Raw genomic sequence first — 18,896 nt, 5'->3', positions numbered from 1 at the left:
TGTATGAGTAAAAAAGGACAAGCTTCAACCAAAATTTAGGTATAATTTATGGGTTTTGCAGGGAACCTAAGGTCAGATGCAGTAGGCTACTTGGTCAAAATCCATTGTTTCAAATGTAATAAAGATTTAGTAATTAGTAAAAAACAAGCAAAAAGCCCAGCCGTAGGCGGCGGGCCTGGTAACATGCTACCGTTACAGCGGTAGTATGAAGAGAATGTGTATGCATCAAACGTAGAAATCGAGTAAAAAATCGGTTGAAATTATTGTGAAAGTATAGTCCTCTATTGAAGCTAAAATTCAGTGGGTTTGTTGCCAAAGTTAAGCAAGATATTGAGGTTTCTCGTAGTACGCCTCTTTTTCTAGAATGACCTTGTAAGGCCGCTCTTTGCCCTTTAGTGATGGGCCTATTGTAGTGAGCGGTACGGCCGGTTTGTGGAAACGGTCTTCTTCCTTGGATTCCGGAACCGGTCGTGATGAATCAGGCGCAGAACTAAGGCGAACTTTCTTTTCGCTGCCCCAGCGCTTGCTTATTTTTTTCATTTCCGGTCTCATTCCGGTTCGCCTCCTAACAGATCGTTGATGGCGTTAAACAGTTGACGATTTTGCAAGTCAATGTGCTGAAATACCGCCTCATCCGCTTCAATATGACCAATAATGTGAACGGTAATTACATACCTCTTGGCTACAGGATAGCATAGCAGATACTCTTTCTCAAGGTAATCGTCGTACAGATTTACTTTGATTTTGTTTTCTTGATATGAATCGACAACGAGAATACGTTTAGGATCATCTGGCGGCTTGTCATCATTCGCGGACAAGTTGTATTTTCTGCCCGGTTCTCCAACATTACCACATAATTGCTCAATATAACCATTACCATCTGTACGATAGATCGCGGTGCCGCGGACGGTGAATGGCGGACACGAGACAAAGGCACTTCGCAGTGCATCACTCATGCGTTCTAACATCTGGTCATCTGCTTTGCGTGTGCGCAGCAATTCCCTAAAGAAGCGCAGCAGTTTGAATAACTGTAAGCGTGCTTGATCTTCAGAGCGTTTATGATTCTCGATAATACGCTCGGCTTCGGGATCACTCCAGCGTCCTTGTTCTTCGATGCTGTCTGCGATCTTGGAGCAGGCCACGGATACGGCTGGGGCCCACTTTCCGTCAGAACGAATCTCATATACCAGCGGATTCAATCCGAGCAGATCGGTGGGCATCCGCAGTCCTTCGATTTTTGCAACATCCTTGATGTCCGTAATATCTTCAGGAAGAATAAAAAAAATACGCTTTCGTCCCAGACGGCCCATAAATAGACCCATTTCAAGCATTGTATTATCCCGAACCGATGCGTAGTACTTCCCGCGAATTTTGGATATGTCATCCGGATGGAAGATGAAAATAGCAAAATCCGTTGTGCGCACCTCGGCTTCCAGATCATCCATGGTATAGCTACTTGGATTAAATACCCCTGAGTACCACGGGGTAACTTCGGCTGAAAAACGCAAGTTTTCGTGTACAGCGGCTGCAATCGGCTTCGCTTCCAGCGAGCAGCCAATAAAGACTCTTGGCTTTAACGTTTTCATCAATCCGCCTCGCTTAAACGGTAATGGGATTCAATTGTTATATTATACCATAAACAGCAGAGTAAGTCTGGAAACGTTTGAATTGTATTGGCGATACCGTTCGCTATAGTGTATGTGCGTAAGGAAAAGGATTCCTTTGCAAACGACCAGAAAATAAAAAAAGGCCCGTAATTGTCACAGTTAGGTGACTGCACTGTTATATTTGCTGGCTTCGGTCATAGAATAAAGGAGCAGGTAGCACCATTCTCAAGCATTGCTTGTGCCTGTGTGTCTGTATGACGACTGGAGCAGTTCAGAGGCTGCTTTATGCGTGTTTTTGCTGGGTTGCTTGTTTAGACCCGGTCACATTGGTGTTATATAATAGAAGTACAAGCAAGTTAGCTTTGGTGTTTAAGCAGAATTGAATGATTATAGGTTTGGAGTCACGTTTGAACTTATATTCACACAGGAACGGAGAGTGCAGAACCCATCTGTAGAAGCGAAGCGCTCGCGTTTATCACAGGATTTTTCCTTTTGAAAAAAGGAATCAAAAAAATCCGGGGATAACAGCGATCGAAAGAGGGTATTGCAATCGGAGTGGTTAGGTGTGAAACAAGGTGTTCAATGTTGAATCTCTGTAATGTTTCAATTCGTTTAACCAAGCACAGCTAACCACAACACACAGAAAGGATCAGGATACCATGAGTCCCCGAAGGACAATCTCCCCAAGGACAATCTGGAAACGTTACGATCTCTCATACACATAGCGCCCCTTGTAGAGTAAACCAACCGGTTCAAAAAAACGGCTGACTCTGCGAAAGAGGGGATTGGGATGAATATTCGAAGGACGTACACGATGATTTCTTCCAGGCTTACCTTATGCAGGGTACGGTCGGTCTAAAAACCAACTACAAACTGCGAGGGAACCTGTATGAAGAGAACATCGTTAACCGTACAACACGTTAAGACAGAAGCGATCAAGTTTGCAATTATGTTGCTTGGTACATTTATTTTGGCATTTGCTTATTATCACATTAACTTTCAGAATCATTTATCGGAGGGCGGATTTGTCGGTCTGGCCCTGCTCGGAAAATATGCAACGGGTTTATCGCCGGCAATCGGCATGTTGCTGCTCGACATTCCTGTCATGATCTTGGCCTGGTTCCTTAAAGGCTGGAAATTCATGATTCAAGCTCTGCTTGGTGTGGGTGCATTTTCCCTTTTCTACGACGGCTTTGAGCGTTATTCCACACTGGTGATGAATTTTAACGGAAACCTGTGGATTCCTGCAGTACTGTCCGGTGTATTAACCGGAATTGGTGCGGGAATTGTGCTTCGCTTTGGTGGAGCGACAGGCGGAGACGATATTCTCGCCGTGCTCGTCAGTCGCTGGAAGGGATGGAAGCTGGGAACGGTTTTCTTTGTCAGTGATGCGTTCGTTCTGGGATTGTCACTCTTCTTTCTTCCGGTAAAAGAAACTTTATATACAATTCTGGCTGTATGGATTGCCAGCAAAATGATTACGTATGTGGTCAGCATTCCGGCTCGCGGTACAGTGGTTACAACGTCGGCTGTGAAGTTGCCGATTCCATCGGTTGCTGCCAAAGCGGTCAATGTGGCTACAACACGGACTTCCGTGGCGCAAGGTGTAACGCATTGAGCAGGCAGTTCAGAAAAACCCATGGCTTATATGGCATAAAAAGTATTCGAGCTTTATCAAGCTTTGACTGGTTTGAAGCAAGCTTTGATTTGGAGAGGAAATCCCTTTTGCCTGCAGACTTTGCAGCAAGAGGGATTTTTTGTTATACATCTAGATAACTGATTAAGAAAAGGATGCTCATTAACCAAAGGGTAGGACATTACGATTTAAGAGAACGAGCAATTTGTCCATCCTGATTATGAATGATGGCTCGAATATCTTGTTTGCTGCTCCAGGCTTTGGCGGCATCTACAGCTTCCGCTTTGGTATCATAAGTGGAATGGTAATCGGATGTACCTTCTTGTTTAATGGCCCAGCCCGTTTCGGTCGGTACAACATGAATGTTGTGATGACTCTTGGACGAGGAGACAGGTTCAGAGTGGCGCCGATCCCGAGAAGACGATTCTGAAGATGGCGACTTATCCTGTTTTTTGGATGATGTATGAGAAGATGAATCGGAGTCTGATCCCTTATGATCAGGATGATTCTCATCCCATTCCTCCGCCTTGGCCGTTGCAATAGCAATTGCCCGTCCTTCCTCAGAACCGTCATCGAGCAGAGCGTTGGCAATGTCGATCGCTTTATGCCGAATGCGTGGCTTCAAATTTTTCATGGATACCGGGTAGTCGTTTTTGTTCCATGGCATACGTTATCCCTCCTGAAATAGTATGGATTAGTAGTATATTACCCTTAGGCCCACAGGCAAATCAGGATAAATGCCAAACCAGTTCTCCTCCCTTTTCTATACTTCCGGGGGCATAGGGCGTATAATACGTTGATGAAGAAAATTAGATAAAATCAAACATAAGCACCAATATAAAGGAGAACGTACATATGTTCAGTTTAAGTCTGGCTCTTCCGATGTTATTCACCATGCTGATCCATGCCACAGATAGCCTGTCCTATGCACTTCGTCTTGGCGGTTTACGTACACGTCGGATTGCACTGGCAATATCCCTCGCAGGCATTTTGCTGCTCGTTTCCCGCACCTCCAATATGGCCCAAGGTCCCATGATCGGTAGTCTGGTGGATGCCGCGACTCGTGGAGCCAATCCGCATTTTGCAGCGCAACTTCATTGGTTGATGGGGGCAGCAACGCTAGGGACGGCATTAGCTATACTCTGTTTTCCGACGATGGTAAAGCTCTCATCCAGAATGGTTGTGCATTTTGAAGTGGCGGGTTCCATTCCTGGCATGGTGCGGCAACTTCTGAAGCGGAGTAAGCTTCGCAATGCAACGTATTACATCACTCCGCCATCGTTGGAGATGGCCAAACGTTTGGTACAACACGGCATGCCAAGGCGGTTAATGCTGCTCAATGTAGCGGTGACTGCGATCTATACCACAGGTGTGTTATCCAGTTTATACGCAGCTTATCTGTATCCGGCGCAGGCTGTTGCTGCATCCCAATCGACTGGATTGATTAATGGGATGGCAACCATTTTACTTACGATTCTGGTTGACCCTCGAATTGCACTGCTCAGTGACCGATCATTACGCGGCGAGATCAGACTGAATCGCATGAACCAGATTTACGGCTGCATGTTAATTTCCCGTCTTTTTGGTACACTGGTGGCGCAGCTACTGTTGATTCCCCTAGCCTACTGGATTGGCTGGATCGTAAGTATGATGTAGCGCTGTACTGATTATTTGACATAACGTTCTAGATACTCGCAAACTAGCACAGTCAGGGATTCCCTCATTCTCACTAATCATTGAGAAGGGATGCCTGACTCTTATCCATTGACAGAAAAAAATGGGTTATGATATTATTAGACCGAATAGTCGGTTTAATTGAGGGGGTGTGGTTATCGAAGTCAAACGGAGAAAAGACGTTGCTCAGATCAAGAAAGATATCGCACGTAACACCAAGGAGCTTTTTGCCCAGAAGGGGTATGGGGCCACTTCGATGGAAGACATATGCACGATTAACAATCGAAGTAAAGGCAGTATCTATTATCACTTCAAAAGCAAAGAGGAGCTGTTTATGTACCTCATCAAGCTGAACAACGAAGATTGGATGAATGAATGGCTTGAGAAGGAAGCCCAATATAAGACTGTTATTGAGAAGTTGTATGGACTGTCCGATCACTACGTGGATGACATGGCGAATCCGCTAAATCATGCCATTAACGAATTTGTCTCCGGTCAGATCGTTAGTAAAGAAATGATGGATGAAATGCTTTCGCTGATCCGGATTCCTTATGCAACTTATGAGCGTATTATTTCTGAAGGCATTCAAGCTGGTGAACTAAAACAGGGTAACCCACAGGACATGATGCATATTATCTACGGTCTTTTTAGCGGACTCAGTACGCTTTATTTTGAGAAAGATCTGGATGAAATCCGGCGTCTATACCATATCGGGATAAGCAGTCTACTGACGGGTATTCAACAACGTTAACGAGAAAAACTGATGTAATATCAGTTTTTCTTTTTAAACATTAATAAACCGAACAGTCGGTTTAAAAAAGGGGATGGAATATGAGCACGTTATTAAGAAACAGAGCGTTTCTTATCATTACCGGTTCAGACTTGTTGCAGAACCTCGCGATATGGATACGAAATATGGCAATCCTCTACTATATTATGGATCAGACGCAAGGCAATCCGGTTGCAATCTCCCTTATCACGGTACTGGAGTATGCTCCAATCTTTGTATTCTCCATTATCGGCGGTGCACTCGCTGATCGCTGGAACCCGAAACGAACGATGATTATAGGGGATATACTCAGTGCCTTGTCGATTGTGACGATTATTGCCATTTTAAGCTCAGGATACTGGCAGATTCTTTATGCTGCAACACTGGTTTCCTCGATTGTCAGTCAGTTTTCTCAGCCCTCATCGGTCAAGATTGTTAGACGGAATGTAAAAATAGAGCATGTACAGTCGGCGATCGCCGTAACGCAAAGCGCAAACTCCCTTTTCCTTATTTTAGGGCCAGTTGTAGGTACCTTTCTCTATACTGTCATGGGCATTCAGACATCCATGATGGTTTTGCTAATATTGTTTATTGCTTCCGCTATACTGCTAGCGTTTCTGCCGAAGGATGCTACCAAGCGTGAAACCGGAACGTCTTTATTAGCTGAGATCAAAGAGGGATGGCAGTATGTCAGCCGATCCCGTTCACTCAAAATGTTAGGTCTGGTGTTTGCTTGTGTAGGTCTTTCTGCGGGTCTTATTAATCCGCTCGCGATTTTCCTCATTACAGATCGTTTGGGACTGGAGCAGACTGCACTTCAGTATCTGTCAGGAGCATCTGGGCTTGGCTTGCTGATTGGCGGGGTATTTGCCGCGGCCGTCAGCAACAAGTTGAATCAAACGAAAACATTAATCATCGGACTGCTCTGTCTCGCAGTAACGATGCTGGGTGAAGTTTTATCCAGTTGGCTTTGGTTGACGTTGGGGCTTACCTTCCTTAGTTCTATTAGCCTTGCTTTTATAAATATCATTATCTCTTCCTATATGGTCAGTCGGATTGATGAGCACGTCATTGGCCGGGTGAATGGAACCATTACGCCATTATTTATGGGAACGATGCTGATAGGTTCTTCACTAGCTGGTGTGATCATGAATCATACATCCCTGCTTATCGTATACGTGATCTCGGTGACCATTATGCTTCTCAGTATGATTCCGGGATTAAGGATACGGTTTAACGATGATGAGATCACGGTAGAAGATGACAAGCAGAACAAAGTGGAGGAGGCGTTATACAACTGAGCTTGTCATGTAATTAAAAATGGGGTTAGGATGGAAATGTGTTAAACTTAGATTCATTTCATTCTTGTACGAGGCTAACAGAGGATGAACAATGATTGTATTTTACTCAAAGGTCTCAAGAAGGGGGGATTCAATGGAGATTTCATTACGTAAAGCAGGTTTAGAAGATGCAGCCACTATTCATGAAATGAAAGTCAAAGCCTTTATGCCTTTGTTGGAGAAATATCACGATTCTGATACAAGTCCCGCTAATGAATCCATAGAAAAAGTGATTACTCAGATCAATCAATCTTTTACAGATTATTTCATAATTTATTATCTTGAGATTGCTGTCGGTGCAATTAGAGTCGTGAAAAAAGATAATCAGAATTATCGCGTTAGCCCCATCTTTATAATGCCAGAGCACCAAGGAAAAGGAATTGCCCAAAAAGTCTTAACAAGAGTTGAGCAGATCTATGATGATGCAAAGTTATGGGAACTGGATACCATCTTAGAAGAGGAAGGAAACTGCCACTTATATGAAAAAAAAGGCTACAAAATGTCGGGTAAAACAAAAGCAGTTAACGACAAAATGACCATAGTATTTTATGAAAAGCATTTATAGATGAATAACCATTGTAGTGAGTTAACCACCTTTCAGTAGTTAGTTATCGTTTTAAGAAAATGATAAGCAAGTTTACATCTCGAAAACAGCAGAAGAGCAGCGGGTTAGTCCCGTTGCTCTTCACTGTTTTTAGATATACATTTATTCAAACAGAACGCGATATTCGCCGTATCCTTCTTTTTGCAGATCCTCTTTAGGGACAAAACGAAGTGCCGCCGAGTTGATGCAATAACGCAGACCGCCTGCTTCCGTAGGGCCATCCGGGAATACATGCCCCAAGTGGGAATCCCCTTCACGGCTGCGAACTTCGGTACGAATCATGAAATGGCTGAGATCTGTTTTTTCCTTCACGTTGTAGTCCCGAAGTGGACGAGTGAAGCTTGGCCAGCCGCAACCGGAATCGTATTTGTCTGTAGAGCTGAACAGCGGCTCCCCAGAAACGATATCCACATAGATACCATCCCCGTGATGGTCCCAGAATTCATTGTGGAAGGCTGGTTCCGTCGCATTGTTCTGTGTGACCTCATATTGCAGTGGAGTCAGAACCTGCTTCAGTCCGCTTTTGTCCACATTCCCCGACCAGTTACGCTCAATGAAATCCTGGCGGCCTGAGCCTTTGCTATAACGTTTGTAGTGAGCAGGGTTCTTGCGGTGATAGTTCTGATGATGGTCTTCTGCCTCATAGAACGGTTTGGCAGGCAGGATTGGAGTAAAGATGGGTTTGTCAAAACGTCCGCTCTGCTCCAGCGCAGCTTTGGAAGCTTCAGCGATCTGGCGCTGCTCCTCACTGTGGTAGAAGATGGCCGTCTGATAAGATGATCCGCGGTCATGGAACTGTCCACCTGCATCTGTTGGATCAATCTGCTGCCAGAAGAGCTCAACCAGTTTTTCGTATGGGAAAATAGACGGATCAAACGTGATTTGTACCGCTTCCACATGACCAGTTGTTTCCGAGCATACTTCCTCATAGGTGGGATTCTCGGTATGTCCACCTGTATAACCCGAAACGATCTTATGAATTCCGGGGAGTTCTTCAAAAGGGGATACCATACACCAGAAGCATCCGCCTGCAAATGTTGCTTTTTCCAATGACTGTTGTTCCATGCTATATTCACTCCATTTCTGACGAAGATCCGGCGCCTGCATTTGAACTGTCGCTCTGTTTTGTAGCATGCGTTAGCTCCAAGACATCTGCTCTAGTTCGAGAATGTGCTCCAGCAATCATCGTTATATTTAAATTTCTAAATATAAATATTTGGCTTGCTCTTCTATTATATCCCGAATGGTCAAGTCAACCAAGCGGGATAACGGGAACAAGCGTGAATCAGGCAATATGAGTGCTGGCAGATATTCAAGCTTTTTTACGTGACCGGTAACGGAACAAGAGCAAGATCATAGCCATAACGATCATGTATCCGCCCAGTATCCCCAAACTCAGCCAAATCGATGAGCCAGCCTGTGCACCTGCGTATGCAAAAACCAAGATTGCAGGCATTTTGCCAATCGCTGTCGCGGCCATAAATACCCAGAAGGGGGTGTACGTAATGCCTGCATAGATATTAACGGCCATCTGAGGCACAACGGGCAGCAAACGCATCGTCATCACGCCCATGAACGGGTGCGCCTCCATCCATGCGGTAAAACGGTTCAAGCCACGAATGCGTTCAAGGTATCCCCGAGCCTGCTGTCTAAAAATGGTTCTTGCTCCTGCATAGACAAGCATCGCCGCTAGCGTTGTGCCTAGCCAGCAGATCCATGCTGCCATGGTTATGCCATAACTGTACCCAAAGGCAATAATAACAATCTTGTATGGAATAACAGGTACGAGGGCAAAAAGTGTTGCCATGGCAAGTAAAAGCGGAATGGACTGATGGTCATCGGCCCATCCCAGCAGTTCATATCTGTAAATAAACGTGACTCCGGCAAGTAAAACATAAACGAGGAGCCATAACCATTTTCGCAAAAGCCAAACGCTCCTTTCGGTTCAGATCCGTAGGGACATCAGGTCCGTCCGGTTCTGCCATACTTTATAAGTTTACCACGCCAGGCCGCGATATGAATAATCATTAGACCTTCTTTCTTGCAGATCACTGGCAAGTTGGAGACGGAGAGGTTACACTATAGGACGGAGAAAGTCATAGGCCGAATTACAAATGAAGGCTGACGAATGAAAATAGCTGAAGGTGGAATGCTCATCATGGAAACGATCAAGCGTACCCGAATTGCCATGATCGGACTCGGAGGAATCGCACGTAAAGTATATTTGCCACTGCTCACTGCCCATCCACGTGTGGAGGTTGTTGGCATCATGAACCGCTCACCTGAACCTGTAAAGGAAATTGGACAGGCGCATCGCATTGAGCGGGGCACGACCGAACTGAAAGAGCTGCTGTCCTGGGATTTGGATGCGGTGTTTGTACATACGGCAACGGAAGCCCATTTTGAGATTGTGATGGCTTGCCTGGAGCGGGGACTGGCGGTTTATGTAGACAAGCCATTATCCTACACCCTCCGGGAGTCGGAAGAGATGACTGCATTTGCAGAGGCACAGGGGCTGCTGCTTGCTGTTGGATTCAACCGCAGGTTCGCACCGATGTATCAAAAGGCAAAAGAATGGATGCAGGCGGGAAAAGGTTACCAAACACTCTCCCTGACCAAACATCGCACGAGTTTACAAGATCGCCCGGCCGCCGAGACCATCTACGATGATCTCATTCATATGCTCGATCTGATGTTGTGGTACGCAGATAACGATGTGCAACTTGTGCACCAGTGGCTTCGCCAAGATGATCAAGGGCGGTTGCTACATGCGGCTGGAACAGCCAAGCAAGGAAAAACTGCACTTGCTCGGTTCGAAATGATTCGTGCCGCAGGGGCTGATCTAGAAAAGGTAGAGATGCACGGCGGAGGAAGATCAGTAGAAGTTGTGAATATGGATACGGCTTATTATACAGAACAGGGGAAACTGGAGACGAAGGAGACGTTTGGAAGCTGGGATACGGTGCTGACACGCAGAGGTTTTGCTGGAGCCGTAGATCATTTCCTAACATGTCTGGATACTCCGGATGACTGCCAGATCAGTGCGAGTTATGTGATGGACAGTCATGAGCTCGCTGAGAAGCTGATCAAGGGATAAGTAATTGAATTTGATCCATACCGATCTAAAAATGGATACAGAATCAATGGAGTAAATACAGTTGAATGAGGTAAAGGAGTGCTAACAAAGCATGGATGAGTATCAGAAGGAACGTAACAAACAAATTGAGGAAGCCGTCATTGAGTCTTACAAGCAAGAAGAAGAGATGATGATTCTGGTCTTTGCTCAGTGGTGTGTGAATAACGGACTTGATCCGGAAGAGATGTATGGGCAGGCGTATCCGGATCAGCAAAGCAATGAGCGTTTGCAACAAGTGCAGAAGCTGATTGTATCCAAAGAGGAAGCTGGTGACATTCCGGACGATACGGTGCTTGGCGTGCTGTCCATGTTTGGCAACGAAGACCTCGCTATGGTGGTGTCCGAGGCCATCGCCGCGCGCAAATAAGTTCGTTGTACGTATACTATTGCATGACGAGCTCGGCACTCCCATATCAACGACATCGTTACATCTGTTCCCGGTGAATCAGGCGGAATTCCTTTGGCGACATGCCAAACCGGGAACGGAATACTCGGTGGAAGTATGTATAGTTATTGAAGCCGGAGGATTCAGAGACTTGTTCCAAGGTCATTGGACTAAAAATAATCCGTTCTCTGGCCATATTAAGCCGTACATCGAGCGTATACTGCATAATGCTTTTGCCGAACGTTTCTTTAAAAAGATGCACTCCTCGTGAGACGCTGATGCCCAGATGTGTTGCTACATCGTCCAGCTTAAACAGGGAGGAAGCATTCTCTTCGATATAATTTTTAATCTCGTAAGCGACATAATTGGTTTTCGTATGGGTGGGATGCTCCGATAACATGCGATCTACTTCCAAACATAATATACGCATATAATAACTCGAAATTTCGGGGTATGGATTGGATAGGCGGCGCTGCTCCAAGATCAGCTGTCTGAATAGAGTTAACAGGCTTTCGGACAATTCGACCTTGATTCGAGTCGGCCGTTTATGTTGTTTCCACCACTCGTCCACCCAGGAACCGTTGAAGAAAATATGATAGTCCCCACTTTCCACAAGCCGCTCCCCCATGGGATTGTACTCATTGTCTATTCTCAGTTCATAAGGCTCATCCGGGTCAAAAAGAAGCAAGTCTCCTGCGTCAATCATGGACATGGAGCCATCAATCCGAGCACGGCAACGTCCATCCGTTTGCAGTCGCATCAAGTAATTTTTCACCCCGTCCGGTTGTACCATGCTATAGGGTTTACGATGAAATGAAAAGCCAGCTGTAAGAACTTGGCAGGAAAAGTCTGTTGGCATATGAAGACTCCTTGTTTGAAATCAAAAATTATGACCAGATAGTTCATGTTTCAATCATATTATTCATTTTAATTGAAGCGCAAACAGAATACCATAGACTTAGAGTTGAGCAACATAAACAAACTATGGTTCCAACAAGCATTTTAGACAGCCGAACATATCTCTTATATGCGTAAGGAGATGAACATCATCGTGGAGAAAATGAAAGCAGGCATCATTGGATGCGGCAATATCAGTGCCATTTACTTAGAAAATCTTAAAACCAATCCTTATATCGAGGTTGTGGCGGTCGCTGACCTGATCCGTGAGCGTGCTCAGGAACGGGCAGATGAATTTAATATCGCAAACGTTTACAATGTAGATGAGTTGTTACAAAATGATGAGATTGAGCTTGTGCTGAACCTGACGGTTCCCGGCAGTCATGCGATGACCGATATCGCTGTGTTGGAGTCGGGAAAACATGTGTATGCGGAGAAACCGCTGGCCATTTCGCTGGAAGATGGACGGAGAGTTGTCGAGCTTGCTGAGGAAAAAGGATTGTACGTCGGCTCTGCGCCAGACACGTTCCTTGGCTCAGGCATTCAGACGGCTCGTAAAGCCATTGAAGATGGTTTGATTGGCAAGCCGATTGCAGCTACCTCGTTCTTCATGGGCGGAGGGCCTGAGGCGTGGCATCCTGATCCCGAGTTTTTCTATGTTGCAGGAGGCGGGCCGATGTTTGACATGGGACCTTATTATTTGACGGCCTTGATTACGCTGCTTGGTCCGATTCGCCGGATCAGCGCGTCAGCAGGCATTCAGATTGCCGATCGCAAGATTGGTTCGGGAGCGAAGGAAGGAACCGCCCTTCGTGTAGAAACACCGACCCATCTGGCTGGTACGATTGATTTTGCGGATGGAGCTATTGTAACGATGATTACAAGCTTTGATATCCGCGGGGCTTCTGACCTGCCTCGTATCGAAATCTATGGCACCGAAGGCACGCTCAGTGTCCCTGATCCTAACTTTTTCAATGGTGAAGTTAAGCTTCGCCGTTATGGTCAAGACACTTGGGAGACGGTTCAGCCGGCTTTCGAAAGCGGCCACAACGAGAGAGGTATCGGTTTGACCGAGATGGTGGAGTCCATTCGTGCCGGACGCGAGCATAAAGCAAGCGGTAAGCTGGCATATCATGTACTTGAGGCCATGCACGCATTTCAGCGTTCTTCTCTTGAAGGCAAGCACATTCATCTGGAGAGCACCTATGACAGCGTTGTAACAACCAATGCCAGTCCATCCGAAAATGAAACAGTTGAATCTCATTAATGGATAATGGAGCTTCGAGAAGATCCATGAGTGACAACGTTGAATTTTCGGGATAGAATCATGCTTGTTTTTCCACAATAACTAAACAAGCATGAGAACGGAACAGCAAAACACAGCAATCATACATTATCTAAATCAGGGAGGAATTGCACTTGAAACTGGGCGTATTTTTGGTATTATTCGGTGGACGTAAATTGGAGGATGCCCTTGATTATGTAGCTTCCAAGGGACTTAAAGCAGTAGAGATCGGAACAGGTGGACACCCGGGGAACGCTCACTGTAAGCCGGATGAGTTGTTAAGCAATCCTACAGCACTCAAAAATTTCAAAAATGCAGTGGAATCCCGCGGACTGACAATAAGTGCTCTGAGTTGCCACGGTAACCCGTTGCACCCGCAAAAAGACATTGCCAAAGGCTTCCATGATGATTTCGTAAAATCGGTAGAGCTGGCTGAAAAGCTGGAAGTGCCTGTTGTGAATACATTCTCTGGCTGTCCGGGAGACCATGAGGATGCGAAGTATCCGAACTGGCCTGTTGCGCCTTGGCCGAATGATTTTCAGGAAATTTTGAAATGGCAATGGGAAAACAAAGTAATTCCTTACTGGACGGAATGGGGCAAATTTGCTGCAGACCGTAACGTAAAAGTAGGTTTGGAGTTACACGGTGGATTCTCAGTGCATACACCAGCTACGTTGCTGAGACTGCGTGAAGCCGCAGGTGAAGTCATTGGTGCGAACCTTGACCCAAGCCACATGTGGTGGCAAGGCATTGATCCGGTGCAGGCGATTCACATTTTGGGTCGTGAAAATGCAATCCATCACTTCCATGCCAAAGATACAACGATCGATCCGGTGAACGTAAATAAACACGGGGTAACGGATATGCAGGATTACACGAACATGTTGGATCGTGCTTGGCAGTTCCGCTCCGTGGGTTATGGACATGATAACAAAACGTGGGCGGACATTATGAGTGCTCTGCGCCTGGTTGGATATGATTATGTAGTAAGTATTGAACATGAAGACGGTCTGATGTCGGTTGAAGAAGGATTCTCTAAAGCCGTGCAAAATCTCCAGCAAGTATTGATCGAGGAACCGCTGGGCGATATGTGGTGGGTTTAGAGCTATACTAGGGGGAAATTGATTATGATTAACGTCACCATTTGGAATGAATTTGTCCATGAGAAAATACATGATGAAGTCAGGGAAGTTTATCCGGACGGTCTACACCGTGCGCTTGCTGACGGACTTGGCGGCGAGGGATTTGCGATTCGTACTGCTACATTGGATCAGCCTGAACACGGTTTGAGTGATGAAGTGCTGGATTCCACGGATGTGCTTGTATGGTGGGGACATATGGCACATGATCGCGTCAGTGATGAGATTGTACAGAGGGTAGTGCAGCGCATATTGAACGGCATGGGTATGATTGTGCTGCATTCCGGTCATTTCTCCAAGCCTTTCAAGGCACTGATGGGAACGAGCTGTGATCTTAAATGGCGTGTAGCAGACGAGCAGGAGATCGTGTGGTGTGTCAACCCGTCCCATCCGATTGCAGAAGGCATTGAAGGCAAGATTGTATTGGAAAAAGAAGAGATGTACGGTGAATTCTTCGATATTCCAGTACCGGATGAACTGGTGTTTGTAAGTAACTTCCAGGGCGGAGAGGTATTCCGTAGCGGATGTACGTTCCGTCGCGGCGAAGGTAAAATCTTTTATTTCCGGCCTGGGCACGAGACGTACCCGACTTATTACAATCCGGAAATCCTGAAAGTGATCAGTAACGCTGTAAAATGGGCTTACCCTGCCCGTAGCTCGAAGCCGCAATATGGCAAGAGCGAACCTGTAAGACCAATTGGTGGCGTGCTGGTCTAAGCCGCAGTAGCTTTAGCTAGGGTGCGTCTTGAAACCCTCATGGACAATTCATAATAAGTCGATAAAGTAAAACCGAGCCCTTCTCCAGGTTGTCTGACCGTGGTAGAAGGGTTCTTTTTGGGTAATATAAGAATATCAGTTGTTAAACGATATTTCCCATGGTTACCTGCCATAACGTGTTGTATACTGAAGGAACGGAACAGCGATCTTGTCTGTACGTCATGTCTTGCTTCTAAAATGTAAAGTTTTTTGCAGCAGACGTTTTCTTTAAAGCTCAAATGTGTTATTATGAAATATACTAACAAAACGTAAGTTGAGTGATCTCTAAAGAGGTGATAAAAGTGGAAGATCAAGATATGCGGATGTGTCCGCGCTTTGAGACGGCGTTTTCTTTTTTGGGCAAGCGTTGGAATGGTTTGATTATTCAAACGTTGATGAGTGGTTCAAAGCGATTCAAAGACATCTCCAATCTGATACCGTCCATGAGTGACAAAATGTTGTCTGAACGGATGAAAGACCTGGAGAGTGAAGGCATTCTGGTGCGTCATGTGTACCCAGAAACGCCAGTGCGAATTGAATACGAACTGACCGAGAAGGGCAAGGCATTACAGCCTGTCATGAATCAGATTCAAGACTGGGCCGAGCATTGGGTGGAATAAACTCAATTGCATGTTATGTGAGAGCATAACAAAAACTCTTGATTTCCAGTGAAATCAAGAGTTTTTTGTCTTCTGAGACGGTTTACGTGGGACTTTTTCACGCTTGCTGTGCACATGTTGTCAGCAGATGTAGTATAATCTATAGAAAATGGCCGCAGACGGCCGGAGCGAAGGAGGCCACTTGTCATGAGAGAAGAAAGCTTATCCCGTGAAATACGCTACGGCAAACAAGACATCGCAGAACTTGAGAGCGCATCCATTCAGGTTCATCTGATTTATCAGAAAACGGCAGAACTGTTCAAACGCTCAGTTGATTCACGTTCGGGTAGTGATAACCCTGTCCAGACAGACGCGTATTTGTTGAACGGCGCTGGCTCAGGATCGTCTCCGGCGGTGCTGCAAAAATGGATTCAAGCGCCCAGCGGCTGGAAATGTATCGGCTGTGAACTGAGGTTGCCTGATCGTGTGTCTCTTTCAAAACAACAACCTTTTAACGATCGGCTTTGTCTGAAGGCCGGAAACGGGAAGTTGGTTCAGATCGAAATGCTCATTCAGGCCGTCGTCTGGTCACAATATGAAAAAATCCGCATGTTCGCACCTTGGCTTGGTGATGAGCCATTTTATACAGCGGATGAACTAGAAGTCATCGCACGCTACATTGTACCAACGTATTTCTCGGATCGTCCACTGCATGAGCAGGGCAAAGTGTTCAAAATTCATCAGCCATACGGTCATATTCCATTGTATCAGGAATACGTAGATGCACCTTCCTGCTGTGTACAGGTAGACGGTGCATTACTTGAAGGTCGTTTGCTTACTGGTGTTTTTGTATCAGACAACCAAACGTTTGGGCTGAATCCCTATGTGAAGGACGGCGATGGCGGCCGTACCTACATGCAAGCTTTTATTCAATAGTGGCTTGGTCCAAAGCATGGCTAATACACTATAGGAGGGTCTGCTTGCAGGCTCTCCTTTTTTTTAGATACTAGCTCTTCAAGCAGGGGAAAGAGAAAAGTAACGGCATTGACACTGTTTTTTATCAAAGAATGTGCCATAATAAAGGGTATGGACAACAGGGTGAATGATTTTACGCAGGGTGGTGTTACCTACATGATGAAGAAAATTCCCGGTTACATAGGTCTATGCATGCTTGTTCTCGTCATTTTGACGGGGTGTACCAGAGAGACACAGCCTTCCGAACAACCGGTTGTCTCAGAGAAAGATTCAACGAATACGATTACTGTTGCTATTGATGGCAGTACCTTTTTACCCGACGCAACGAAGTCCATCAAACGGGATTTCAGTGAAGGATTGACGCTCAAAAAAGCTTTGCTGAATAGCGGGCTGGTTGATTTTACGGCAGACGGCAAACGGATCCAGTCTGTGGGTGAGGTTTCTCTTGATTCATCTCTGAGCTGGGCAGTGAAGTTAAACGGTAAGGATATTGAGCCGGAAAATTGGGATACCGAGCTTCATGCCAAGGATGAAGTCATTATATACGTCAAAGCTGCTGACAGCGGGGGAGATGGTGTCGCATATCAGACAACCCTGCTTAAGGTAAGTGGTGGTAGCATCAAGCCAAATCTAAATCGGCAATATGCTGGTATTTATGTGCAGGAGTGTACCGTTCGTGATGTATTGAAATCCAGCGGGGTAGTACGATTGTCAGAAAACAACAAATTTGTTGTTGCTGTCGAGAATGTGATGCCCCGCATGAATCAGCGCTGGGTAATTAAAGTGAATGACAAGGAATTAATGGAGAACGGGTTGGATATGAAATTAAGTCCGCGAGATTCGATAAAACTTGAACTTGTCAACCCATCTTGAACATATAAAAAGAAGCACAAAAAGCCCAATTGGATTCAGCGAAATTGGGCTTTTTTACGTGGAATGATATTGTTGAAAAGTTGGTTAAGGCAAGAGATATACTACTCGCTAACGAGCTGTAGGGACAGTGTGCTACGGTGTTTCAAAGTGCTTTCTCGAGATTCTGCGTTCGCGTCAGATGCGGCAGATTTCACTCGGGCATAGTTCGCAGTGACAGATCCCTTGCAACATCTTCAGGTCTTTAATGACAATCATGCCGTTGTCATACTCGATCGCATCTTTTTTGCGAAGATCGCTGAGCATGCGGTTTACACTTTCACGGGTAGCTCCAATCATATTGGATAGATCCGTGTGGGTAATTTTTTTATGAATCATCACATGATCTCCATGCGCTTCTCCATAGGAATTAGACAGCCGGATCAAGGTGGAACAAAGTGCACCTGGTTTGCCGTACAACATCAAATCGCGGAACTTGGTTTGGGTCAAACGATGGTGAATGCCCATCCATTTCATGAAATCAATCGCAAAGTCACAATGCTGACAGATCAGCATTTCCAGGTCTTTGTGTTCCAGCACACCAATCTCGCTATCCTCGAGAACCTCCGCGGAGAAGCTGTGTCTTGAACCGAAGAACGGATCAGCCTGACCAATCATGTCGCCCGTCTGGTACATGTACATGATCAGTTCCTTACCCTCATCGGTCGATTTGGTGATCTGGGCACGTCCCCGTTTCATATAATAAAGTTTGTCAGAGACGTCACCTTCCCAGTACAGATGAGTTCCTTCCGGGTAGGTGCGGTCTTTCATCGTTACGAGCAGATGATTAAAATTTACTTCCGAGAAGCAGTTAGTGTTCCCGCGGTTTTCCAGTACGTTTGTTAGTTCTCCCATACGTTGATCTCCCCTTTGTCTCCCCGGTAAGCTGATTGTTATCCGAAATAATGCCCCCGAGGTTCGCCGCAAACTGTGCCATCCTGATGTAGGCATCTCGGCCGTGTGGAGGTACGGTACAAATTGCGGTGGTTCAATTTTTAAGTTCAGTATATACCTAATCTTACCGTTTGAGGGGCATGGAAAGCCTTTAAAAATGGCGAAATTTCAAACATTGTGATTAAATTCACTTTTTGAGGGGAAGGATGAGGCTGTTGGTCTACTATTTATAATAGAAAGTGAATTCTCATCGGAAAGGGGCTGTTAAAAACTTAATTTAAATTTGTCATA

The 18,896-nt window shown here is 45.6% G+C and carries 20 protein-coding genes; 13 read left to right on the top strand and 7 right to left on the bottom strand.

Annotated features, from left to right (window positions below):
* Positions 1 to 318: 318 nt before the first annotated feature.
* Positions 319 to 552 carry a hypothetical protein gene (locus AC1VYS_RS18615; protein ID WP_482910941.1) on the bottom strand — a complete coding sequence of 78 codons (234 nt, stop codon included), beginning with the start codon at positions 550 to 552 and terminating at the stop codon, positions 319 to 321.
* Complete coding sequence (locus AC1VYS_RS18610; RefSeq protein WP_482910940.1) at positions 549 to 1,586, bottom strand: nucleotide-binding protein; 1,038 nt, start codon at positions 1,584 to 1,586, stop codon at positions 549 to 551. Before AC1VYS_RS18610 ends, AC1VYS_RS18615 begins: the two co-directional genes overlap by 4 nt.
* A gap of 910 nt (positions 1,587 to 2,496) precedes the next feature.
* On the opposite strand from AC1VYS_RS18610, the gene AC1VYS_RS18605 reads away from it, so the two are divergent.
* Positions 2,497 to 3,225 carry a YitT family protein gene (locus tag AC1VYS_RS18605; protein ID WP_482910939.1) on the top strand — a complete coding sequence of 243 codons (729 nt, stop codon included), beginning with the start codon at positions 2,497 to 2,499 and terminating at the stop codon, positions 3,223 to 3,225.
* Positions 3,226 to 3,424: 199 nt separating this feature from the next.
* On the opposite strand, the gene AC1VYS_RS18600 is transcribed toward AC1VYS_RS18605, so the two are convergent.
* Positions 3,425 to 3,910, bottom strand: a complete 486-nt coding sequence (locus tag AC1VYS_RS18600; protein ID WP_482910938.1) for a DUF2188 domain-containing protein — start codon at positions 3,908 to 3,910, stop codon at positions 3,425 to 3,427.
* Between the two features lie 188 nt (positions 3,911 to 4,098).
* Here AC1VYS_RS18600 and AC1VYS_RS18595 point away from each other — a divergent pair, with 188 nt between their 5' ends.
* The 4 genes from AC1VYS_RS18595 (at position 4,099) to AC1VYS_RS18580 (ending at position 7,591) form a co-directional block, all read left to right on the top strand.
* Positions 4,099 to 4,899 carry a lipid II flippase Amj family protein gene (locus tag AC1VYS_RS18595; protein WP_482910937.1) on the top strand — a complete coding sequence of 267 codons (801 nt, stop codon included), beginning with the start codon at positions 4,099 to 4,101 and terminating at the stop codon, positions 4,897 to 4,899.
* A 175-nt stretch (positions 4,900 to 5,074) separates the two neighbouring features.
* Positions 5,075 to 5,668, top strand: a complete 594-nt coding sequence (locus AC1VYS_RS18590) for a TetR/AcrR family transcriptional regulator (RefSeq protein ID WP_482915050.1) — start codon at positions 5,075 to 5,077, stop codon at positions 5,666 to 5,668.
* A gap of 80 nt (positions 5,669 to 5,748) precedes the next feature.
* Positions 5,749 to 6,987: an MFS transporter gene (locus AC1VYS_RS18585; protein ID WP_482910936.1), complete on the top strand. Its 1,239-nt coding sequence runs from the start codon at positions 5,749 to 5,751 to the stop codon at positions 6,985 to 6,987.
* Positions 6,988 to 7,120: 133 nt separating this feature from the next.
* Positions 7,121 to 7,591 (top strand): GNAT family N-acetyltransferase, encoded by a 471-nt coding sequence (locus tag AC1VYS_RS18580; protein WP_482910935.1) that lies wholly within the window; start codon positions 7,121 to 7,123, stop codon positions 7,589 to 7,591.
* Positions 7,592 to 7,732: 141 nt separating this feature from the next.
* Here the strand turns inward: AC1VYS_RS18580 and msrA are convergent, their stop codons facing one another.
* The gene (gene msrA, locus AC1VYS_RS18575; RefSeq protein ID WP_482915049.1) at positions 7,733 to 8,695 is read right to left on the bottom strand and encodes a peptide-methionine (S)-S-oxide reductase MsrA; all 963 of its coding nucleotides are present in this window, start codon (positions 8,693 to 8,695) and stop codon (positions 7,733 to 7,735) included.
* A 247-nt stretch (positions 8,696 to 8,942) separates the two neighbouring features.
* Positions 8,943 to 9,554 (bottom strand): TVP38/TMEM64 family protein, encoded by a 612-nt coding sequence (locus tag AC1VYS_RS18570; RefSeq protein WP_482910934.1) that lies wholly within the window; start codon positions 9,552 to 9,554, stop codon positions 8,943 to 8,945.
* A 234-nt stretch (positions 9,555 to 9,788) separates the two neighbouring features.
* On the opposite strand from AC1VYS_RS18570, the gene AC1VYS_RS18565 reads away from it, so the two are divergent.
* Both AC1VYS_RS18565 and AC1VYS_RS18560 read left to right on the top strand, forming a co-directional pair.
* Positions 9,789 to 10,727, top strand: a complete 939-nt coding sequence (locus AC1VYS_RS18565) for a Gfo/Idh/MocA family protein (protein WP_482910933.1) — start codon at positions 9,789 to 9,791, stop codon at positions 10,725 to 10,727.
* Positions 10,728 to 10,818: 91 nt separating this feature from the next.
* Positions 10,819 to 11,133, top strand: coding sequence for a hypothetical protein (locus AC1VYS_RS18560; protein ID WP_482910932.1), 315 nt, complete (start codon positions 10,819 to 10,821; stop codon positions 11,131 to 11,133).
* A 58-nt stretch (positions 11,134 to 11,191) separates the two neighbouring features.
* On the opposite strand, the gene AC1VYS_RS18555 is transcribed toward AC1VYS_RS18560, so the two are convergent.
* Positions 11,192 to 12,010 (bottom strand): AraC family transcriptional regulator, encoded by an 819-nt coding sequence (locus AC1VYS_RS18555; RefSeq protein WP_482910931.1) that lies wholly within the window; start codon positions 12,008 to 12,010, stop codon positions 11,192 to 11,194.
* Between the two features lie 192 nt (positions 12,011 to 12,202).
* On the opposite strand from AC1VYS_RS18555, the gene AC1VYS_RS18550 reads away from it, so the two are divergent.
* From AC1VYS_RS18550 to AC1VYS_RS18525, 6 genes are all read left to right on the top strand, one after another.
* Positions 12,203 to 13,315, top strand: coding sequence for a Gfo/Idh/MocA family protein (locus AC1VYS_RS18550; protein ID WP_482910930.1), 1,113 nt, complete (start codon positions 12,203 to 12,205; stop codon positions 13,313 to 13,315).
* A gap of 152 nt (positions 13,316 to 13,467) precedes the next feature.
* Positions 13,468 to 14,436, top strand: coding sequence for a sugar phosphate isomerase/epimerase family protein (locus AC1VYS_RS18545; protein ID WP_090922589.1), 969 nt, complete (start codon positions 13,468 to 13,470; stop codon positions 14,434 to 14,436).
* 24 nt (positions 14,437 to 14,460) lie between these two features.
* Positions 14,461 to 15,189, top strand: a complete 729-nt coding sequence (locus AC1VYS_RS18540) for a ThuA domain-containing protein (protein ID WP_482910929.1) — start codon at positions 14,461 to 14,463, stop codon at positions 15,187 to 15,189.
* Positions 15,190 to 15,545: 356 nt separating this feature from the next.
* Positions 15,546 to 15,848 (top strand): winged helix-turn-helix transcriptional regulator, encoded by a 303-nt coding sequence (locus tag AC1VYS_RS18535; protein WP_192895048.1) that lies wholly within the window; start codon positions 15,546 to 15,548, stop codon positions 15,846 to 15,848.
* 186 nt (positions 15,849 to 16,034) lie between these two features.
* Positions 16,035 to 16,763, top strand: a complete 729-nt coding sequence (locus tag AC1VYS_RS18530) for a hypothetical protein (protein WP_482910928.1) — start codon at positions 16,035 to 16,037, stop codon at positions 16,761 to 16,763.
* Between the two features lie 195 nt (positions 16,764 to 16,958).
* Entirely contained in the window at positions 16,959 to 17,675 is a 717-nt protein-coding gene (locus AC1VYS_RS18525) for a hypothetical protein (RefSeq protein ID WP_482934396.1), read from the top strand.
* 174 nt (positions 17,676 to 17,849) lie between these two features.
* On the opposite strand, the gene AC1VYS_RS18520 is transcribed toward AC1VYS_RS18525, so the two are convergent.
* Complete coding sequence (locus tag AC1VYS_RS18520) at positions 17,850 to 18,566, bottom strand: Crp/Fnr family transcriptional regulator (protein ID WP_482910926.1); 717 nt, start codon at positions 18,564 to 18,566, stop codon at positions 17,850 to 17,852.
* Between the last annotated feature and the right edge of the window lie 330 nt (positions 18,567 to 18,896).

The organism is Paenibacillus sp. G34 (genome assembly GCF_056856875.1).
This window is presented reverse-complemented; position numbering and strand designations above follow the sequence as displayed.